Raw genomic sequence first — 16,302 nt, forward strand, 5'->3', positions numbered from 1 at the left:
GGTTAGCGCTTGCGCTGCTTGCGCGCCGCGTATTTGGCGTCGCGGATAGCCTTCTTCTCCGCTTCGGTCAGCTCGGGCTTGACCTTGGCGGCCTCGGCTTCGGCTTCCAGGCGTTTGCGTTCGGCCTTTTCGGCGGCTTCCCGCTCGCGCTGGGCAATTTTGGCGGCGCGTTTTTCAGCGTCCGCCGCTTCCTTGGCGGCACGCGCGGCCAGGCGGGCGGCTACGGCTTCCTCGTCGACCGGCGGGCGCGCCTTCAGCTTGTCGAGCGCCGCCTGCTTGGCCTTGGCGGCGCTGGCGATGCGATCATTGAAGCCGGGGTCCTTGTACGACATGGGGTAAGCTGCTCCGAAAAAATATTTGGGTAACCCTGAGAATGTGGGGTCAACGCACGGTGGGCGTGCTATGCCCATTGATTATGTCACAGTCCATCCCGCACGCTATTCCACACGAATACACCATCGCCATCGATCCTGCTGATATCGATTTCATGGGCCATGTGAATAATGCCAGCTATCTCAAATGGGTACAGGCGGCCGTTATCAATCATTGGGAACGGCTGGCACCGGCAGAGGCGATCGCATCGCACCTGTGGGTCGCGCTGAAGCACGAAATTACCTATCGTAAGCCGGCCTTTCTGGCGGACGACGTGGTGGCGACAGTGCTGCTGGAAAAAGTGCACGGCGCGCGGGCGTTTTATCAGACGATCATCCGCCGCGGTGAAGAAGTGCTGGCCGAAGTGCAATCGAGCTGGTGCTGCATCAATGCCGATACGCACCGCCCCGCGCGGCTCGCGGACAGTGTCATCGAACGCTTTTTCGGCAAATCCTCCACCTGATCATTCGTCAGCGCCAATGAAAAAGGGCGCCCCAAACGGGACGCCCTTTTTTTCGGTGCAAAAAGCGCGACGGATCAGCGCTTGTTGGCAGCCATATCATCGGCCTTATCAGCGGCATCGTCAGCCGCTTCACGAACATTGGCGGCGCCAGCGTCCATCGCGTCAGCCGAGTTTTCCATCATGTCCGACGCCATGGCGTTCGACGTGTTGTCGGCCATCGCATCCATCGAATCGGCCTTCATTTCCATATTGTCGGCCATCATCTCGCCGGTGTTTTCGATCGCTGCGCCTTCAGGCGAACGACCACAGGCCGAAAGGGCGATAAGGCTGGCAGCGGCAGTGGCCGCGAGAACGATCTTCTTCATAATAAGGCTCCCCAAAAAGGACGATAAGACGCACCCCCCCTTGACGAATCTGGGAACGGACCGCGGCACTAAGGCAGCATTACAACCCGATGACCGTCAAACGGTTCCCTCGGTTTTCACTTAAACTTCATTGCGTTACCGTTATTGTTCTGAGCGGGTCAGCGCGGCTTTACCGGGCCGATATCCTCTGGCGCATTGGCGGTGATCGCCAGCATCGCCGTCCACGCTGCCACATTCTGGCGCAGCTGTTCGGGGTCAATCCGTTCAAGCGTATCCTCCGGCGTGTGATGATAATCGAAATAGCGCAGGCCGGACTGGTTCAGGTCGATCCCGGCAACGCCCGATCGGATCAGCGGGGCGATATCGGCGCCATCGCCACCAAGTGCGGTGCCGCGAACGATCCCCAGCGGCGCGAGTGCAGAGGCGACCCGGTCTCCGACCGGTTTGGCGCTCTCGGGCAGGTTGAACTCGACCCGCCAGACCCGGTCTGCACCGAAATCGGATTCGGCCGCGATGACATGGCGCTCGTCCTTGTGCGCGTCGAAATAGGCCAGGGCGCCGGTGCCGCCGGTTTCCTCATCGCCGAACCAGACCACGCGGACCGTGCGGCGCGGGGCGGGGCCATCGAGCAGTCGCTTGGCGGCGGCTGCCGTGATCGCGACGCCCGCCGCGTCATCGAGCGCACCGGTGCCGAGATCCCAGCTGTCGAGGTGCCCGCCAACCAGCACGATGCCCGCCGATGGATCGGTGCCGGGCACATCGGCGATTACGTTACCGGTATCATGCATGCCCGTTTGGCGGGGGGTTAGCAAAAGCCGCAAGGTCACCGGTTTGCCGCGCGCCATCATGCGCGACAGATTGTCGGCATCCGATGTCGACAAGGCTGCGGCGGGGATGGGGGCAACGCCCTTGGGGAAGTTGGTTTGCCCGGTATGCGGGCCGCGACCATGATCGCTGCCGATTGACCGAACGATAATCGCCGCCGCTCCTTTTTGCGCGGCGATGCCGGGCCCCACAAACCGGGCCGATCCGAACGCGCCATAGCTTGAGCCATCCTGCGTTGCGACCATCGCGTTGGAGACAAAGGCGATCTTGCCGGTCAGGCTGCCTTCCGGTGCGCGCTGCAAATCGGCGAAGGTAGGAAAATAGACGATCTCTGCCGTCAGTCCCTTTGCGGAGGTTGCCCCGGAGCCACCCAGCGCGGCCAGGCGCAGCTTTTGCGGGAACGGGCTGACCACCTCGGCGGTTTCCTCACCGCGCTGCCAGACCGACATGGACGTCGTTTCGATATGCACGTTCTTGAAGCCGAGCGCGGTCAGCTTGTTCACTGCCCAGTCGCGCGCCCGCGCCTCAGCCTCGGTGCCAGCCGGGCGGGGACCGACCTCGGTCGTCAGGCCTTCGATAATGTCATAGGCGACATCATCCTTCAACGCAGCATCGCGAAGTGCTGCAACACTGGCATCGACCGCAGGTGCCGTGGGCGGCGCGGCGCGTTGTGCCATGACGGGAAGGGGAAGGGCGGTGGCGGCCAATGCCGCGATCAACAGGGTTTTTCTCATATCGGCGAGCGTAGCCACCGTCCACACGTTTGCCAATCACTGGCGCGCCCGCTAAAGCCCCGCGACGAAATTTCCGATTTCCTTCCTTCATCCCAACGACGGAGACCGTCGGCCATGGCCGTGCAATATACCTATGTGATGAAGGGTCTGACCAAGACCTTCCCCGGCGCGGCCAAGCCCGTGCTCAACAATATCAGCCTGCAGTTCATCCCCGGCGCGAAGATCGCGATTATCGGCCCGAATGGATCGGGCAAATCGACGCTGATGAAGATCATGGGCGGGATCGACCCCGATTACACCGGCGAAGCCTGGGCCGCGGACGGCATCAAGGTCGGCTATCTGCCGCAGGAGCCGCAGCTCGATGCGACCAAGGACGTGATCGGCAATGTCCGAGACGGGGCGGGTCCAGTCGCGGCGATGGTCGAGCGGTTCAACGCCATCTCCGCCGAAATGGGCGATCCGCAGGAAGACACCGATTTCGACGCGCTGATGGAGGAAATGGGCGATCTCCAGACCAAGATCGACGCGGTCGATGGCTGGAGCCTCGACAACCAGCTCGAAATCGCGATGGAGGCACTGCGCTGCCCGCCGGGCGATGCCGATGTGACCAAGCTCTCCGGTGGTGAAAAGCGCCGCGTTGCGCTCTGCAAATTGCTGCTCGAAAAGCCCGATATCCTGCTGCTCGACGAACCGACCAACCATCTTGACGCCGAAAGCGTCGGTTGGCTGGAGAATTTCCTGAAGGAATACACCGGCAACGTTATCCTCGTCACCCATGATCGCTACTTCCTCGATAACGTCGTCAACTGGGTGCTCGAGCTCGATCGTGGGCGCTATTACATCTACGAAAGCAACTATTCGGGCTATCTGGAGAAGAAGTCGAAGCGGCTTGACCAGGAAGAGCGCGAGGAACAGGGCAAGCAAAAGGCGATTCAGGACGAACTCGCCTGGATCCGCCAGAGCCCCAAGGCCCGCCAGACCAAATCAAAAGCCCGCATCAAGGCGTTCGACGAACTGGTCGCCGCCCAGGAAAACCGCACCCCCGGCAAGGCGCAGATCCTCATCCAGATGCCCGAACGGCTCGGCAACAACGTGATTGAGGCCAAGGGCCTGACCAAGGCTTACGGCGACAAATTGCTGTTCGAGGATCTGAACTTCAACCTGCCGCCGGGCGGCATTGTCGGCGTGATCGGGCCGAACGGCGCGGGTAAATCGACGCTGTTCAAGCTCATCACCGGGCAGGAACAGCCCGATACTGGCGAGATCAATGTCGGCCAGACCGTGAAGCTAGGCTATGTCGACCAGAGCCGCGACGATCTCGCGCCGAACAAGACCGTGTGGGAGGAAGTCTCCGACGGGTCGGACGTGTTCCGCTTCGGCAAGCAGGAAGTCGGCACGCGAGCCTATGTCGGCGCGTTCAACTTCAAGGGGCAGGACCAGCAGAAAAAAGTCGGCCAGCTTTCAGGCGGTGAACGCAACCGCGTGCATCTGGCGAAGATGCTGAAAGAAGGCGGCAACGTGCTCCTGCTCGACGAACCGACCAACGACCTCGACGTCGAAACCCTGCGCGCGCTTGAAGAAGCGCTGGAGAGCTTCGCGGGTTGTGCGGTGGTGATCAGCCATGACCGCTTCTTCCTTGATCGGCTGGCGACGCACATACTCGCGTTCGAAGGGAACTCGCACGTTGAATGGTTCGAAGGGAACTTCGAGTCTTACGAAGAGGACAAGCGCCGCCGGATGGGCGATGCGGCGGATCGCCCTACGCGTTTGGCGTATAAGAAGCTAACGCGGTAATTTAATAGTCAATGACTTCATTTCGACGGCATTGTATTAGAAGCCATCTTGGTGACACAACCGTCAACGAATCGAAGATAAATTGACGCCGATTGTAGTTCTCCTCGAACTTTGACGTGAAGCAATGCAGAACTACTATCAGTTTCAAATTTTAAATAAATCAGATCTTTTGGGCGACCTTTGTTTAATCTGCTTGTAATAAAATGGGCCAATTTCAGCTCTTTGTAATCCGTATCGGGCGAGATGACAACTGCGCCGGGGGCAATAAGTCTGCTAGCGGCATTGGCGTCCCCATTGTTAATGGCGCCGATGAATTTCCTAGCCAAAACATCTTCTTTGGGATGATTCCAACGATCTGCAACGCACTGGGCGGTTACAGTGGCTGTAAATAAAAATAACAACATTCTTGGTTCTCCCGATTCCCCATAAAAACTACATTGCTTGTTTCAACAGATGTGACCGCTCCAAAATCGGCACTCCTGAGATTTGTAGCAGACGCTTTATAGTGATGCTTTTCATCTGCTCTATTGTTCGAGCAACAACCCAGCCACCGTCATCGCCTCAATCCGCTCGCCAAACGCCACTTCGCGCCGCTGCGCATAGGCATCGCCATCGGGTGCCCACATCTGGTGGATGACCTTCGCCTCGACATCCGCGACCCAGTATTCGGGGATGCCCGCCGTCGCATAGAGTGCCGCCTTGCGCCCTAGATCGGTGCTCAGTGTCGTATCGGCAACCTCGACCACTAGTGCGACGCTGGGCAAAGGGATCAGCCCTTCACCATCCGGTTCGCTTGTCAGCACGATATCGGGCTCGGGAACGCCAAAATCGGGAACTGAAATGCTCGCTTCGACAAACGCCGTCAGCGGTGATGCCATCTCACGCAGGGCGGCACTGATCGCGTCATAGAGTTTCATCTTTATGCGTGCGTGCGGGCGGTGCTGCGCGTTCATGTAGAAGATTTGCCCCTCGATCAGCTCCGTCTTTGCATAGCCGTCAAACGCACCGGAGCGATCGAGGAGCAGATAGTCCTCGATCCGAAGCTTTACCGGCAATGGCGCGGTGTTGAGCGGCAGCATTTCGGTCATGTCCCTGTTTAGCAGAAGCGCCGTTTGCGTCCAACCATCGACCTTTTCGACGGACCATACCGCAAGCGGCGTGCCCTGAAGTTGACCCGGTGCTGCCCGCGCTGCATTTCTCGCTTAACGCACTGGTGGTGACGGGGGGCGAAATGATCCGGCTGATGTTGTTTACTGCCTTGGCGGCATTGCCGGCGATAACGCATGCTGAAATACCGACCCCGCCACCTCCGCCACCTCCTTTCACCGTCCTCACCGATGAATTCGCGCGCTTTGCCGACGAAACCGTCGATCTGCCCGATGCCGAGCGGGTCGAGAAATTTCATGCGGTGTTCGATCCGCTGCTGCCCGGCTATTACAACAACAAGGGCAAGGGGCAGGCGCGGTTCGATACGATCATCGCGGCATCGCTGAAAAGCTTTCCGAAGGACCGGGCGGGCATTACCGCGACGACCGAGCGTTTTGCCGATGCCTACGCCACCGGTGAGGCGCGGTTCCGCAAATTCTTTCCCGATTATCGCCAGCAAATGCCCGTCTATCTTGTCCATTCGATCAACCAGATGGATGGCGGTACGCGGACCATTAAAGGCCGGGTCACATTGTTGTTCGGTGCGGATATGATCGCGCGGATTCATGATCAGTCGACGATCGGACCGCTGCTCGATCATGAGCTGTTCCATAGCTACCATACGCGCTTCTTTCGCGATTGCAGCCAGCTCTGGTGTTCGCTGTGGAGCGAGGGGTTGGCGGTCTATGTCACCCAGCGGATGAACCCTGGCGCGACTGACCGGCAATTGCTGCTGACGATTCCGGTGCCGATCCGGCCGGTCGTCGAGCCGCGCCTTGGCGAGGCGATGTGCGCGCTTCGTGGTAAGATGGAATCGACCGCGCAGCCCGATTATGCCGAATTCTTCAATTTCCGCATGGCCAAGAGCGAATTTCCGTCGCGTTTCGGCTATTATCTGGGGCTGTTGATTGCCGAAAAAATCGGCAGCGATGTGCCGATTGCAAAGCTCGTGAAGTTACCCAATGCCAAGGTGCGCCTGCTGATCGACAAGGCTGTTTCGAGCTATGGTCCGTGCCCCACGCCAACGCCAGCCGCGCCAGCCCCGGCTATACCGTAAAGCGCTTCGTAAATCCCTTCGGCATGCGATCGGTGGCCGCCTCGGCGATGACGGTATCGACGCGGGAGAATTCCGATCCGGTCCGGCAATCCTCGATCAGCGCGCTCACCGCGTCCTCCTCGCCCGCCGCGAGGATTTCGACGCGGCCATCCTTCAGATTGCGCACCCAGCCTGCCAGGCGAAGCTCGTTCGCGCGGCGGATCGCCCAGGCGCGGTAGCCGACATTATGCACTTTGCCGGTGATAAATATCCTGCGCATCATACTCATTGATTTACTCTTTTTGGAACAGGGGGAATCCCGGCGTCCCCGTAGCATGGTTGTGCGATAAGATGGGTGCTTTCCGCCGCAAATCGTGCAGCTTTGGTCGACTATGGCGAATGAGGTTCGGGCTAGTCGGGGTAGCGGATCGACAATATCTCATAATCACAAACGCCCCCGGGCAGTGTCACCCGACGCGTGTCGCCTACGCCAGCTCCGCGTAAGGCACGGGCGAGCGGGGCGCTCCAGCCGACCAGGCCAGCGCCAGCGTCGGCCTCATCATCACCGACCAGGGTCACTGTGCGTTCGCGGTCGGCATCGTCCACCACGGTCACCGTCGCGCCGAAAAACACGCGGCTGCGATCAATCTGCGCGGCGGGGTCAATCACCTTGGCTGCCTTCATCCTGCGCGATAGCCAGCCGAGCCGCCGGTCGATCTCGCGCAGGCGCTTGCGGCCGTAAATGTAATCGCCATTTTCTGATCGGTCGCCATTGCCCGCCGCCCAGGACACAACATCGACGATGCGCGGGCGTTCTTCGCCCAGCAGTTGATCATATTCGGCGCGCAACACGGCGTAGCCTGCGGGAGTGATGTAATTGGGCTGGTCGGGCGGCATAGGTTTAGGCGGCCGGTGTGACGAGGTAACGCATCGCCAGCCGGGTCATTTCGTCAACGATGCGAGGGTCGGTCGCCGACCAACCAAGCGCTTCGGCTTCGTCGTTGAGCATTAGGGCATTGAGCGTGGCGGTAACCGCAACCAGTGCGAACCGGATTTGATCGTTTGATACCGATGCTGGCGCCTTTGTGCGGATGACATCCTCCATCAATGCAATCGATTGACGCCGTGTTTCCTTGACCAGTGCCTGAAACGACGCATCGGCCTCATGTCGAGCGAAACGCTGCAGCGCGGCCGTAAACTTCCCCGAAGCCACGAGCGACGCGACAAAAGCACTTACAAGGCTGTGGAAGATTGCTTCCAGGCTAGGTTGATCGGCCAGATGGGCGCGCAACACCTCTCTCCCTTCCACCTGACAGGAAAAAGTGTGGCGAAAGGTGGCGGCGAGCAGCGCATTCTTATCATCGAACCGTCGATATACTGCGCCGACCGAGACGCCTGCCCGCCGCGCGACTTCCGGTATCTGGCAAGCCTCGAGCCCACCTTCCTTAAGAAGTGCCATGGTTGCTTCCATCAGCCGCAATTCGGTTTGGCGGCTACGCGTCTGTTGCGGTGCCTTGCTAACAGGATTGGGGTTGGGGCAATCGGTCATTGTCGAAGTTTCAAAAAGAGAATGAGAATCCACTTTCGCATATTAAATCGTCGTGATATATCAGGCTAACACAGCGTCGTTGGGGCGCTAGGTGGCATAGGAGTAGGGCTCAAGATGGTTAGGCTCAATCAAAAGCTGGTGGTTGTTTCGGCCGCCCTGATCGGCATGGGATCAGTAACGACGGCTGGAATGGCGCAAACACCGGCTGCAGCCCCCACGTCGCCTGCTGTCAATGCGGCTGATGTGGCTGCAATTGAGGCAGTAATCGAGCGGTTTAAGACAGCCATCAAGACCAAGGACAAGCCGGGCATGGCCGCATTGTTTTATGACAACAAGGTCGTCTGGCGCACCTCCGGCCATCCCGCGTCGCGTGACGCGCTGGCGCGGATGCAGGGCAAGCCCACTGCGGTGGTTGAGGACGAGGGTGCCTACCAGTTTCTAGACGATCCCCGGCTTGCGAAAATAGATATTGAGGAGCGCTTCTATCATCCGCAGATCATCACTGACGGGCAGATCGCCACGGTGGTATTCAACTATGATTTCCGCTTGCGGGGCGCGATCCAGAATTGGGGTCAGGAAAGCTGGCAAATGGTGAAGACGCCAAGCGGATGGCGCATCCTGCACCTGCTCTTTTCGGCCAATCTGCAGATGATCGCCGCAGCCCCGGCGGAACGCTGAGATGGCCGGGGAGGATTCCGTTGCGCCCGATGCTGGGCGTGGCTTTCGCCGACTGCTGCTGCGACTGGTGATCGTCGCAGTGATCATCGCCTGGGTTGGGGCGGGAGTCGTGGCCCTATCGGTCGATGCCAATCGCACCCGGATGATCGCAGTGGCGGTTGCTGCGCCAGTATCTGAAATCGGCCTGTACATCGGTGCGGCGCTGCTGGGTATGCGCGTGTTTGAGGCGCGCCGGGCGATCTGGCGGCGATTGACGGGGCGGGCGTAACGGCCCGCCGCGCTGCATCAGGCTGAAGGGTTCCGGCCCAGATACCAGCTGATCCGCGCATTGCCCTGTGACCGGGCACGTTGCGGATTGAGCAAGTCGTACACCACCGCGTTTTCAAGCACGCGCTGCACATAGTTGCGCGTTTCGGACAGCGGGATTGCCTCGATCCAGTCGATCATATCGGTGCCGCCCATCCGCGGATCACCATTGGATTTCAGCCATTTGTTCACATTGCCCGGGCCAGCATTGTACGCCGCGACGGCAAGCGGATAGCTGCCATAATTGTCGAGCATCCGCTGGAAATAGGTCGATCCCAGCTGGATATTGTAATCGGTATCGGTCGTCAGCGCGCTGCCATCATAGGACAGGCCAAGCTTCCCCGCCGTTTCACGGGCGGTGCCGGGCATCAGCTGCATCAACCCGCGCGCGCCGACCCGGCTGATCGCGGCGCGATCGAACTGGCTTTCCTGCCGCGCGATCGCGTGGATCATTGTCCAGGCGCTTTCCTGACCCATCGGTACCTTGACGCTGGGATAGCCCGAGGCGGCATAATCGGGCAGCGCGTTCACCAGTGCGCTGCGCCCTACCATCACCCCCAGATCGGGGCGGCCAAGTGTGCGCGACAGCTCGATGCCCAGCACGTGATCGCTATCGGTCTTCGCGGCGAGCGCGATCTGGCGGACGAACAGCGATTGATCTTCGTGCGCCCCGATCGTGCCGAGATAGCGCGCTGCCCGTACGGGTTCGCTGGCGTAAAAGGCATCGCGAGTCGCCTGATCGACCGCGCGCGGCGTGACGGGCGGCGGCGGCGTAAGCGGACGCCCGAGCTTTTCGGTCGCGAGCATGCCGTAAAACTGGCTGTCGAACGCGGCGGCCTTTTCGAAGTAACGGGTCGCAACATCGCGCTTGCCCGCCGCGAGCGCCGCGCGTGCGGCCCAATAAAAGCCCTTGGAACGCGTCTGCGGGGTCTGCGATCCATTGGCATAGCGATCGAACATCGCGACTGCATCCCCGGCGCGGCCGAGCTGCTTCATCGCGGTCTGCCCGGCGAGCCAGGCTAGGCTCGTATAGTCATCGCGCTCGCCATAAGGGCGCAGGCTCACATCGGTGCCGGCCGGATAGGCGTCGTCGATCTGGCGGGCGATATCGAAGGCAATCGAATATTGCCCGTCGGATTGCGCCCCGCGCGCGGCGCTCAGCAGCAGTTCATACCAGTCCTCGACCCGGCTCGGGCGGGACACGAGCGACCGCGGCTGGGCAAGCAGGGCGCGCGCCGTGCCCCAGCTATTCGTATTGGTCAGCCAGTTCGCGCGATCAGCGATATAGCCTGCGTCGTTGCCGAACACCGCTTGCGTGCTCGCTGCGAGCATCGCAGCGTCGGGTGCGCGGGTGCGAAAGGCGAGGCGGGCGGTGAACATATCACGCTTGGCCGCGCTGACGAACGACAGCTGGCGCTGCGCCGACTGAGTTGCTCCCGCCCAGAGCAGCGCATCCATCCGCGCGTCATGATCCTCCGGCGTCAGCGCGCCGCTGAAATTGCCGAGCAGCCGCGCCTCATCAGCGGCGGGCAAGGTGCCCTGCCGCCATGCGATTTTCGCCGCGGCATTGGCATCCTCGCGCGATCCGATCGCAGCGAGTGCCTCGGCATTGCGCAAATGCCCTGTGCCCGTCAGCGGCGGGAAGCGGCGGAAATAGCTGACCGCAGCGCCCGGCGACCAGCCACCGACATCCATCGATCGTTCGGCGGTGCGGCGTAGCGCGTCTTCACCGGGCCAGCCGGGATGCGCAAGCAGGAAGCGCGAATAGGTGTCGAACGACAGGCTGTCGGTCTGGCGCAGCGATTTCCACTCAGCGATGGCCGAGGCGAGCGCCGCGGTGCTTTCCGTCGAGGCGGGTACGCGTTCCAACTGGGCGCGATACGCGTCCAGCTGATCCTGCGGCACGCCCAGGGCGGCTGCGATTGCGGAAACGCCTGCCAGAAGCAGACCCGATTTGGAGAGAAGCGCCAGCATGTGGACATGCTACGTGATTCGCCCCTATCTGTCGCGCTTGAAAAATACCTAATGCGGCACTTTTTGAGAACGTGCCAGAATAGAGCAGATTTCCATGTTTTCCGGTTCGATTCCTGCACTTGTCACGCCTTTTCACGCCGATGGCAGCGTTGATGAGGACGCGTTTTTGTCTTTCGTTGACTGGCAGATCGAACAGGGATCGGGTGCGCTGGTGCCGTGCGGCACGACGGGCGAGGCGGCGACATTATCTGCCGAGGAGCATTTTCACGTCGTGCGGCTGTGTGTCGATCGCACGGCGGGCCGCGTGCCGGTGATCGCGGGTGCCGGATCGAATGACACGCGGGTGGCCATCCACAACATCGCTGCCGCCAAGGCCGCCGGGGCCGATGCCGCGCTGATGGTGCCACCTTATTACAACCGCCCCAATCAGGAGGGCATCTTCCGGCATTTCGAGGCGGTCGCCCAGTCGTGCGACTTGCCGATCGTCCTGTACAACGTCCCCGGCCGCACGGTGACGGACATTGCGGTGGAGACAATGGCGCGGATCACGGCTGCCTTCCCCAGCGTGGTGGGCGTGAAGGATGCGACCGGCGTGCTCCAGCGCGTCTCGGCGCAGCGCGCGGCGTGCGGGGCGGGGTTCACCCAGCTCTCGGGCAATGATGAGACGTCGCTGGCGTTTAACGCGATGGGCGGGGTGGGGTGCATCTCGGTCGCCGCCAATGTCGCGCCGCGCCTGTGCGCCGATTTCCAGGCGGCATGCGCGGCGGGGGATTATGCGGCAGCGCGTGAGTATCAGGACCGGCTCTTCCCGCTTTATGTCGCGCTGTTCAGCGATGCCTCGCCGGGGCCGACGAAATACGCGCTCACCCGCGTCCGCCCCGATTTCCCGCCAGCGCTCCGCCTGCCGATGACCTGGCCAAGCGACGCGAGCCAGCGCGCGGTGGATGCGGCGCTGGCGCATGCTGGGTTGGTGTAGGTTTGAGCCAATAGGCGGTGGCGGCATCCGACGCCTCGGTATCGCCCTTAATCGCTGCGATCGCCCGGCGATGCGCAGCGCAATGGATCTCAGAAAGGCGTTGTTTCCGGAGGTGAAGTTGCGGAAGTTGCGGGTCTCGCGCACTTTGTTGCGGGTGTGGCCAGAGGCATGGAATTTCGCGGAAGATCGACGATGTCAAAGAGCGTTGATCAATATATCCGATGGCAGTGATGTAGGAAAGTTTCGGCTGGGTTCAGCAGAGGGGGGATCGATTGCCCTTAACTACAGCCGTCACCCCGGACTTGTTCCGGGGTCCACTTCTCCAAAATCACTTTCGAGCGTAGGTTTGCGGTGGACCCCGGAACAGGTCCGGGGTGACGAAGGGGAAGGGCAGGAACCGCCCCAGTAGTGGACCATTCGAACCTTCATGTGCGCAATCTTGACATGCAATGCTGACGGGCGCAATTTTAACGGAGGTTGATGCGACCTGCCGCTTGCACCTTACGGGAATGGTGAATGCATCGGACATCTTTAGCCCTTTGCCCGAACGAACGGGTCAGCAACGCAAGCATCTGACATTCCAGAGTTCGTTCACGCAAAGGAGCAACTCATGCGCGACTTCCGCGACGCCAAACAGATGGCACAGACACTACGCGAAGCTCTGGCTTCCAAGCATCACAGGATCTCAGTAGGCGAAAGCCTAGAGCTGATTGCCCACCTATTTGGGATAGCGGACTGGAACACACTGTCGGCCCGCATTAAAGTGGACGAGCATGCACTCGAAACGCCTTCGACGCAGCGCAAAGCCGCAACCATACAGTTTACACGCACGACTGAGGAGGCGCTGATTCGAGCCCTTCGAGAAGCCGCGGAAAGAGGCCAGGGCGAGGCGACACTGGATCATCTCCTGCTCTCGCTGACACGAGATCCTGATGCAGTGGCCATGATAAAGGCTTGCGGCATCAATCTAACTGCTTTCAGGAACTTAGTTGCAGGCTCACTCGAAGGCGACGTCGGTGACAAGGGAAATCACCCGGTTCACGATGCAATCCCGTCGCCGAGTTTCCAACGGACGGTGCAAAGAGCAATTCTAGATCTTCAAGCTGGCGGAGGGGAAAGTCTGACAGGTGCGAATTTGCTTATCGCCATTCTCTCGGAGGAAGAAAGTGCCGCAGCACGGTTATTGCGTGAAAACGGGATAGATCGGCACGATGATTAGAAGGCGGGCCGGACGCTTTCATTTCTTCTCGCAGCCTAGACCGAATGTCGGCTTCCCACCACCTCCGGCCACTCGCAAGCTTATGAACCGCTCTCCAACCCAACCGCTTCCCTTATCGCCCGCCCGCGCCTACATGCCGCTCCCTTATGGCGCGCCCGAAACCCCCTGCGTTTGAAAAAACCAAGATCGTCGCCGAGAACCGGCGCGCGAAATTCGATTATGCGATTGAGACGGTGTTCGAGGCCGGCATCGCGCTGACCGGTACCGAGGTGAAGGCGCTGCGGGCGGGCACCGGCTCGATTGCCGAGAGCTATGCCGAGGTGAAGGACAATCAGGTCTGGCTGATCAATTCGAACGTGCCCGAGTTCAGCCATGGCAACCGCTTCAACCATGAGCCCAAGCGCGCGCGCAAATTGCTGCTGCATGAGCGCGAGATCAACAAGATGCACGGTGCCGTCGCGCGCGAGGGGATGACCCTGGTGCCGCTGATGATCTATTTCAATTCAAAGGGCCGGGCGAAGGTGGAGCTTGCGCTCGCCAAGGGCAAAAAGGCGCATGACAAGCGCGAAACGATCAAAGAGCGCGACTGGAAGCGCGAACAAGGCAGAATCATGCGCGATCGGGGCTGAAAAAGTAAGATAGTTTCGTATGTTACCGATTTGACTACACGTGTCGTTCCCGTAAAACATAAGGCATCCACCCTCGATCAAGGATGCTCCATGCGGAAGTCGATTCTCGTTTCTTCGCTCCTCGCCACCGTCGCGCTGACCGGCATCGCTATCGCCCGTGAAGCGGCCGCGCCCGCTGCGCCCGCCACCGAAGCGTCGCCAAAGGCCGGTCCCGAACTCGGCACGTTCGGTTTCGACACCGCCGGAATGGACCCCAGCGTAAAGCCGGGCGATGATTTCGCCGCTTATGCCGGTGGCACCTGGTACAACAAGACCGAGATTCCAGCCGATCGCGCCGCGTATGGCATGTTCAACAAATTGCAGGACCGCTCGCTCGAACAGACCCGCGTGATCCTGGAAGCCGCCGCGGCCAAGCCCGGCAGCAAGATCGGCGATTTCTACGCCAGCTTCATGGATCAGGCCGCAATCGAAGCGCGCGGCATCGCGCCGATCAAGCCGTGGCTCGCCGCGATCAAAGGCGCGACCGACAAGACTGCCCTCGCCGTGGAAATGGCCAAGCTGCAGCGTTACGGCGTTGGCGGCATCTTCGGCGTTGGCGTCGGGCAGGATGACAAGGCGCCCGAGAATTACATCGTCAACGTCGGCCAGAGTGGCATCAGTCTGCCCGACCGCGATTATTATCTGAAGGACGATGCCAAGCTCGCGGGCATCCGCACCGAATATCAGGCCTATCTCGTGAAGATGCTGACGATGCTCGGCGAGAGCAACGCAGAGGCGCGTGCCGCCGCCGTGTTCGCGTTCGAAAAGAACCTGGCGACGGTCCACTGGACGCGCATCGAATCGCGCGATGCCGACAAGACCTACAATAAATGGTCGGCCGGTGATTTCACCGCCAAGGCCCCCGGCTTTCCGTGGAACGAAGTACGCGAGACGCTTGGCGTCGGCGACCAGAAGACTTTCCTTGTCGCCCAGCCAAGCGCGGTGACGGGCGAGGCCAAGGTGTTCGCCGAAACCCCGGTATCGGTGCTGCAGGATTATGCGATGCTCCGGCTGGTGCGCAGCTATGCCGGCTATCTGCCCAAAAGCTTCGATGATGCCGTGTTCGCCTTTTACGGCAAGGTGCTGTCGGGCCAGCCGCAGCAGCGCGATCGCTGGAAGCGCGGCGTGGCCGTGGTCAGCGGCGGACTGGGTGAGGAAATCGGCAAGGAATATGTCGCGCGCTATTTCCCGGCGGACTCAAAGGCGAAGGCCGATGAGCTGGTGAAGAATGTCGTGGCGGCGATGGGCGAGCGGATCGACAAGCTCGAATGGATGGCCCCCGAAACCAAGGTGAAGGCGCGCACCAAGCTCGCCTCGTTCACCGCCAAAATCGGCTATCCCAGCCAATGGCGTGATTATTCGGCGCTGAAGATCGTGCCCGGCGATCTGGTAGCCAATGTCGCGGCATCGAACTCGTTCGAATATAGCCGGGATCTGGCGAAGCTCGGTAAGCCGATCGACCGGACCGAATGGTTCATGACGCCGATGACGATCAATGCCTATGCCAACCCGCCGATGAACGAAATCGTGTTCCCCGCGGCGATCCTGCAGCCGCCTTTCTTCGATGCCAAGGCCGATCCGGCGGTCAATTATGGCGGCATCGGCGCGGTGATCGGGCATGAGATCAGCCATCATTTCGATGATCAGGGCCGCAAATATGATCCGACTGGCAAGCTCGCTGATTGGTGGACCGATGAGGATGTGAAGCGCTTCGCCAGCTTCACTGACAAACTCGTGAAGCAATATGACGCCTATGAGCCGATCCCCGGCCAGCACGTGCAGGGCGGGCTGACCCTGGGTGAGAATATCGCCGATCTGGCGGGACTGACGGTCGCGCTCGATGCCTATCACCGTTCGCTGAAGGGCAAGCCTGCCCCGGTGATCGGCGGGCTGACGGGTGACCAGCGCTTCTATCTCGGCTGGGCGCAAGTGTGGCGCATCAAGTTCCGCGAACCCGCGCTGCGCTCGCAATTGCTGTCCGATCCGCACTCGCCGGGCCCGCTGCGCACCGCCACGGTCCGCAACCTCGATGCCTGGTACGCGGCATTCGGGGCCAAGCCGGGGGACAAGACCTATCTGGCACCGGCTGATCGCATTCGGATCTGGTGACCACGCTGACCGTTCGTCCTGAGTAGCCATTGAGCGAAGTCGAAGGCGCGCATCAGGCGAACGGTATCAATCATCTGGAACTGAAGTT

18 protein-coding genes are annotated in these 16,302 nt (G+C 60.7%); 9 read left to right on the plus strand and 9 right to left on the minus strand.

The features are described from left to right. Positions 1-2: 2 nt before the first annotated feature. Positions 3-332 carry a DUF6481 family protein gene (locus B7Y49_RS02300; protein WP_374125946.1) on the minus strand — a complete coding sequence of 110 codons (330 nt, stop codon included), beginning with the start codon at positions 330-332 and terminating at the stop codon, positions 3-5. 83 nt (positions 333-415) lie between these two features. On the opposite strand from B7Y49_RS02300, the gene B7Y49_RS02305 reads away from it, so the two are divergent. Beyond that, positions 416-835 (plus strand): thioesterase family protein, encoded by a 420-nt coding sequence (locus B7Y49_RS02305; protein WP_374125947.1) that lies wholly within the window; start codon positions 416-418, stop codon positions 833-835. A gap of 74 nt (positions 836-909) precedes the next feature. On the opposite strand, the gene B7Y49_RS02310 is transcribed toward B7Y49_RS02305, so the two are convergent. Together B7Y49_RS02310 and B7Y49_RS02315 are read right to left on the minus strand one after the other, a co-directional pair. Next, positions 910-1,200: a hypothetical protein gene (locus B7Y49_RS02310; protein ID WP_374125948.1), complete on the minus strand. Its 291-nt coding sequence runs from the start codon at positions 1,198-1,200 to the stop codon at positions 910-912. Between the two features lie 158 nt (positions 1,201-1,358). Then, positions 1,359-2,759: a M20/M25/M40 family metallo-hydrolase gene (locus B7Y49_RS02315; protein ID WP_374125949.1), complete on the minus strand. Its 1,401-nt coding sequence runs from the start codon at positions 2,757-2,759 to the stop codon at positions 1,359-1,361. Positions 2,760-2,873: 114 nt separating this feature from the next. On the opposite strand from B7Y49_RS02315, the gene ettA reads away from it, so the two are divergent. Continuing rightward, positions 2,874-4,553, plus strand: coding sequence for an ABC transporter ATP-binding protein (gene ettA / locus B7Y49_RS02320; RefSeq protein WP_374125950.1), 1,680 nt, complete (start codon positions 2,874-2,876; stop codon positions 4,551-4,553). A 17-nt stretch (positions 4,554-4,570) separates the two neighbouring features. Here the strand turns inward: ettA and B7Y49_RS02325 are convergent, their stop codons facing one another. Then, on the minus strand, positions 4,571-4,957 hold the full coding sequence (locus tag B7Y49_RS02325) for a hypothetical protein (RefSeq protein ID WP_374125951.1): 387 nt from the start codon (positions 4,955-4,957) through the stop codon (positions 4,571-4,573). A 120-nt stretch (positions 4,958-5,077) separates the two neighbouring features. Beyond that, a complete protein-coding gene (locus B7Y49_RS02330) occupies positions 5,078-5,641 on the minus strand; it encodes a Uma2 family endonuclease (protein WP_374125952.1) in 564 nt (187 codons plus the stop codon). 89 nt (positions 5,642-5,730) lie between these two features. Here B7Y49_RS02330 and B7Y49_RS02335 point away from each other — a divergent pair, with 89 nt between their 5' ends. Continuing rightward, positions 5,731-6,756, plus strand: coding sequence for a hypothetical protein (locus B7Y49_RS02335; protein ID WP_374125953.1), 1,026 nt, complete (start codon positions 5,731-5,733; stop codon positions 6,754-6,756). Here B7Y49_RS02335 and B7Y49_RS02340 read toward each other — a convergent pair. From B7Y49_RS02340 to B7Y49_RS02350, 3 genes are all read right to left on the minus strand, one after another. Then, positions 6,746-7,015 carry an acylphosphatase gene (locus tag B7Y49_RS02340; protein ID WP_374125954.1) on the minus strand — a complete coding sequence of 90 codons (270 nt, stop codon included), beginning with the start codon at positions 7,013-7,015 and terminating at the stop codon, positions 6,746-6,748. The genes B7Y49_RS02335 and B7Y49_RS02340 overlap by 11 nt on opposite strands. Before the next feature lie 131 nt (positions 7,016-7,146). Continuing rightward, positions 7,147-7,632, minus strand: coding sequence for a transcription elongation factor GreB (gene greB, locus B7Y49_RS02345; protein WP_374125955.1), 486 nt, complete (start codon positions 7,630-7,632; stop codon positions 7,147-7,149). A 4-nt stretch (positions 7,633-7,636) separates the two neighbouring features. Then, positions 7,637-8,284 (minus strand): TetR/AcrR family transcriptional regulator, encoded by a 648-nt coding sequence (locus tag B7Y49_RS02350; protein WP_374125956.1) that lies wholly within the window; start codon positions 8,282-8,284, stop codon positions 7,637-7,639. Positions 8,285-8,398: 114 nt separating this feature from the next. On the opposite strand from B7Y49_RS02350, the gene B7Y49_RS02355 reads away from it, so the two are divergent. Both B7Y49_RS02355 and B7Y49_RS02360 read left to right on the plus strand, forming a co-directional pair. Then, positions 8,399-8,962 (plus strand): nuclear transport factor 2 family protein, encoded by a 564-nt coding sequence (locus B7Y49_RS02355; RefSeq protein ID WP_374125957.1) that lies wholly within the window; start codon positions 8,399-8,401, stop codon positions 8,960-8,962. A gap of 1 nt (position 8,963) precedes the next feature. Further along, on the plus strand, positions 8,964-9,230 hold the full coding sequence (locus B7Y49_RS02360; RefSeq protein ID WP_374125958.1) for a hypothetical protein: 267 nt from the start codon (positions 8,964-8,966) through the stop codon (positions 9,228-9,230). Between the two features lie 17 nt (positions 9,231-9,247). Here the strand turns inward: B7Y49_RS02360 and B7Y49_RS02365 are convergent, their stop codons facing one another. Further along, positions 9,248-11,242 (minus strand): lytic transglycosylase domain-containing protein, encoded by a 1,995-nt coding sequence (locus B7Y49_RS02365; RefSeq protein WP_374125959.1) that lies wholly within the window; start codon positions 11,240-11,242, stop codon positions 9,248-9,250. A 94-nt stretch (positions 11,243-11,336) separates the two neighbouring features. Between B7Y49_RS02365 and dapA the strand changes: the two genes are divergently transcribed. The 4 genes from dapA to B7Y49_RS02385 all read left to right on the plus strand — a co-directional run bounded on the left by dapA (position 11,337) and on the right by B7Y49_RS02385 (position 16,214). Further along, positions 11,337-12,218: a 4-hydroxy-tetrahydrodipicolinate synthase gene (gene dapA, locus B7Y49_RS02370; RefSeq protein ID WP_374125960.1), complete on the plus strand. Its 882-nt coding sequence runs from the start codon at positions 11,337-11,339 to the stop codon at positions 12,216-12,218. A 610-nt stretch (positions 12,219-12,828) separates the two neighbouring features. Then, positions 12,829-13,437, plus strand: coding sequence for a glyoxalase superfamily protein (locus B7Y49_RS02375; protein WP_374125961.1), 609 nt, complete (start codon positions 12,829-12,831; stop codon positions 13,435-13,437). A gap of 146 nt (positions 13,438-13,583) precedes the next feature. Then, on the plus strand, positions 13,584-14,066 hold the full coding sequence (smpB, locus tag B7Y49_RS02380) for an SsrA-binding protein (RefSeq protein ID WP_374125962.1): 483 nt from the start codon (positions 13,584-13,586) through the stop codon (positions 14,064-14,066). A gap of 90 nt (positions 14,067-14,156) precedes the next feature. Next, a complete protein-coding gene (locus B7Y49_RS02385) occupies positions 14,157-16,214 on the plus strand; it encodes a M13 family metallopeptidase (protein WP_374125963.1) in 2,058 nt (685 codons plus the stop codon). Positions 16,215-16,302: the final 88 nt, after the last annotated feature.

Source organism: Sphingomonas sp. 28-62-11, assembly GCF_002278865.1.
Classification (GTDB): domain Bacteria; phylum Pseudomonadota; class Alphaproteobacteria; order Sphingomonadales; family Sphingomonadaceae; genus Sphingomonas.

Excerpts from the sequence above, each read along its gene's own strand:
- B7Y49_RS02300 (WP_374125946.1), bottom strand. The coding sequence starts at position 332 with ATGTCGTACAAGGACCCCGGCTTCAATGATCGCATCGCCAGCGCCGCC.
- B7Y49_RS02305 (WP_374125947.1), top strand. The coding sequence starts at position 416 with ATGTCACAGTCCATCCCGCACGCTATTCCACACGAATACACCATCGCC.
- B7Y49_RS02310 (WP_374125948.1), bottom strand. The coding sequence starts at position 1,200 with ATGAAGAAGATCGTTCTCGCGGCCACTGCCGCTGCCAGCCTTATCGCC.
- B7Y49_RS02315 (WP_374125949.1), bottom strand. The coding sequence starts at position 2,759 with ATGAGAAAAACCCTGTTGATCGCGGCATTGGCCGCCACCGCCCTTCCC.
- ettA (WP_374125950.1), top strand. The coding sequence starts at position 2,874 with ATGGCCGTGCAATATACCTATGTGATGAAGGGTCTGACCAAGACCTTC.
- B7Y49_RS02325 (WP_374125951.1), bottom strand. The coding sequence starts at position 4,957 with ATGTTGTTATTTTTATTTACAGCCACTGTAACCGCCCAGTGCGTTGCA.
- B7Y49_RS02330 (WP_374125952.1), bottom strand. The coding sequence starts at position 5,641 with ATGACCGAAATGCTGCCGCTCAACACCGCGCCATTGCCGGTAAAGCTT.
- B7Y49_RS02340 (WP_374125954.1), bottom strand. The coding sequence starts at position 7,015 with ATGCGCAGGATATTTATCACCGGCAAAGTGCATAATGTCGGCTACCGC.
- greB (WP_374125955.1), bottom strand. The coding sequence starts at position 7,632 with ATGCCGCCCGACCAGCCCAATTACATCACTCCCGCAGGCTACGCCGTG.
- B7Y49_RS02350 (WP_374125956.1), bottom strand. The coding sequence starts at position 8,284 with ATGACCGATTGCCCCAACCCCAATCCTGTTAGCAAGGCACCGCAACAG.
- B7Y49_RS02355 (WP_374125957.1), top strand. The coding sequence starts at position 8,399 with ATGGTTAGGCTCAATCAAAAGCTGGTGGTTGTTTCGGCCGCCCTGATC.
- B7Y49_RS02360 (WP_374125958.1), top strand. The coding sequence starts at position 8,964 with ATGGCCGGGGAGGATTCCGTTGCGCCCGATGCTGGGCGTGGCTTTCGC.
- B7Y49_RS02365 (WP_374125959.1), bottom strand. The coding sequence starts at position 11,242 with ATGCTGGCGCTTCTCTCCAAATCGGGTCTGCTTCTGGCAGGCGTTTCC.
- dapA (WP_374125960.1), top strand. The coding sequence starts at position 11,337 with ATGTTTTCCGGTTCGATTCCTGCACTTGTCACGCCTTTTCACGCCGAT.
- B7Y49_RS02375 (WP_374125961.1), top strand. The coding sequence starts at position 12,829 with ATGCGCGACTTCCGCGACGCCAAACAGATGGCACAGACACTACGCGAA.
- smpB (WP_374125962.1), top strand. The coding sequence starts at position 13,584 with ATGGCGCGCCCGAAACCCCCTGCGTTTGAAAAAACCAAGATCGTCGCC.
- B7Y49_RS02385 (WP_374125963.1), top strand. The coding sequence starts at position 14,157 with ATGCGGAAGTCGATTCTCGTTTCTTCGCTCCTCGCCACCGTCGCGCTG.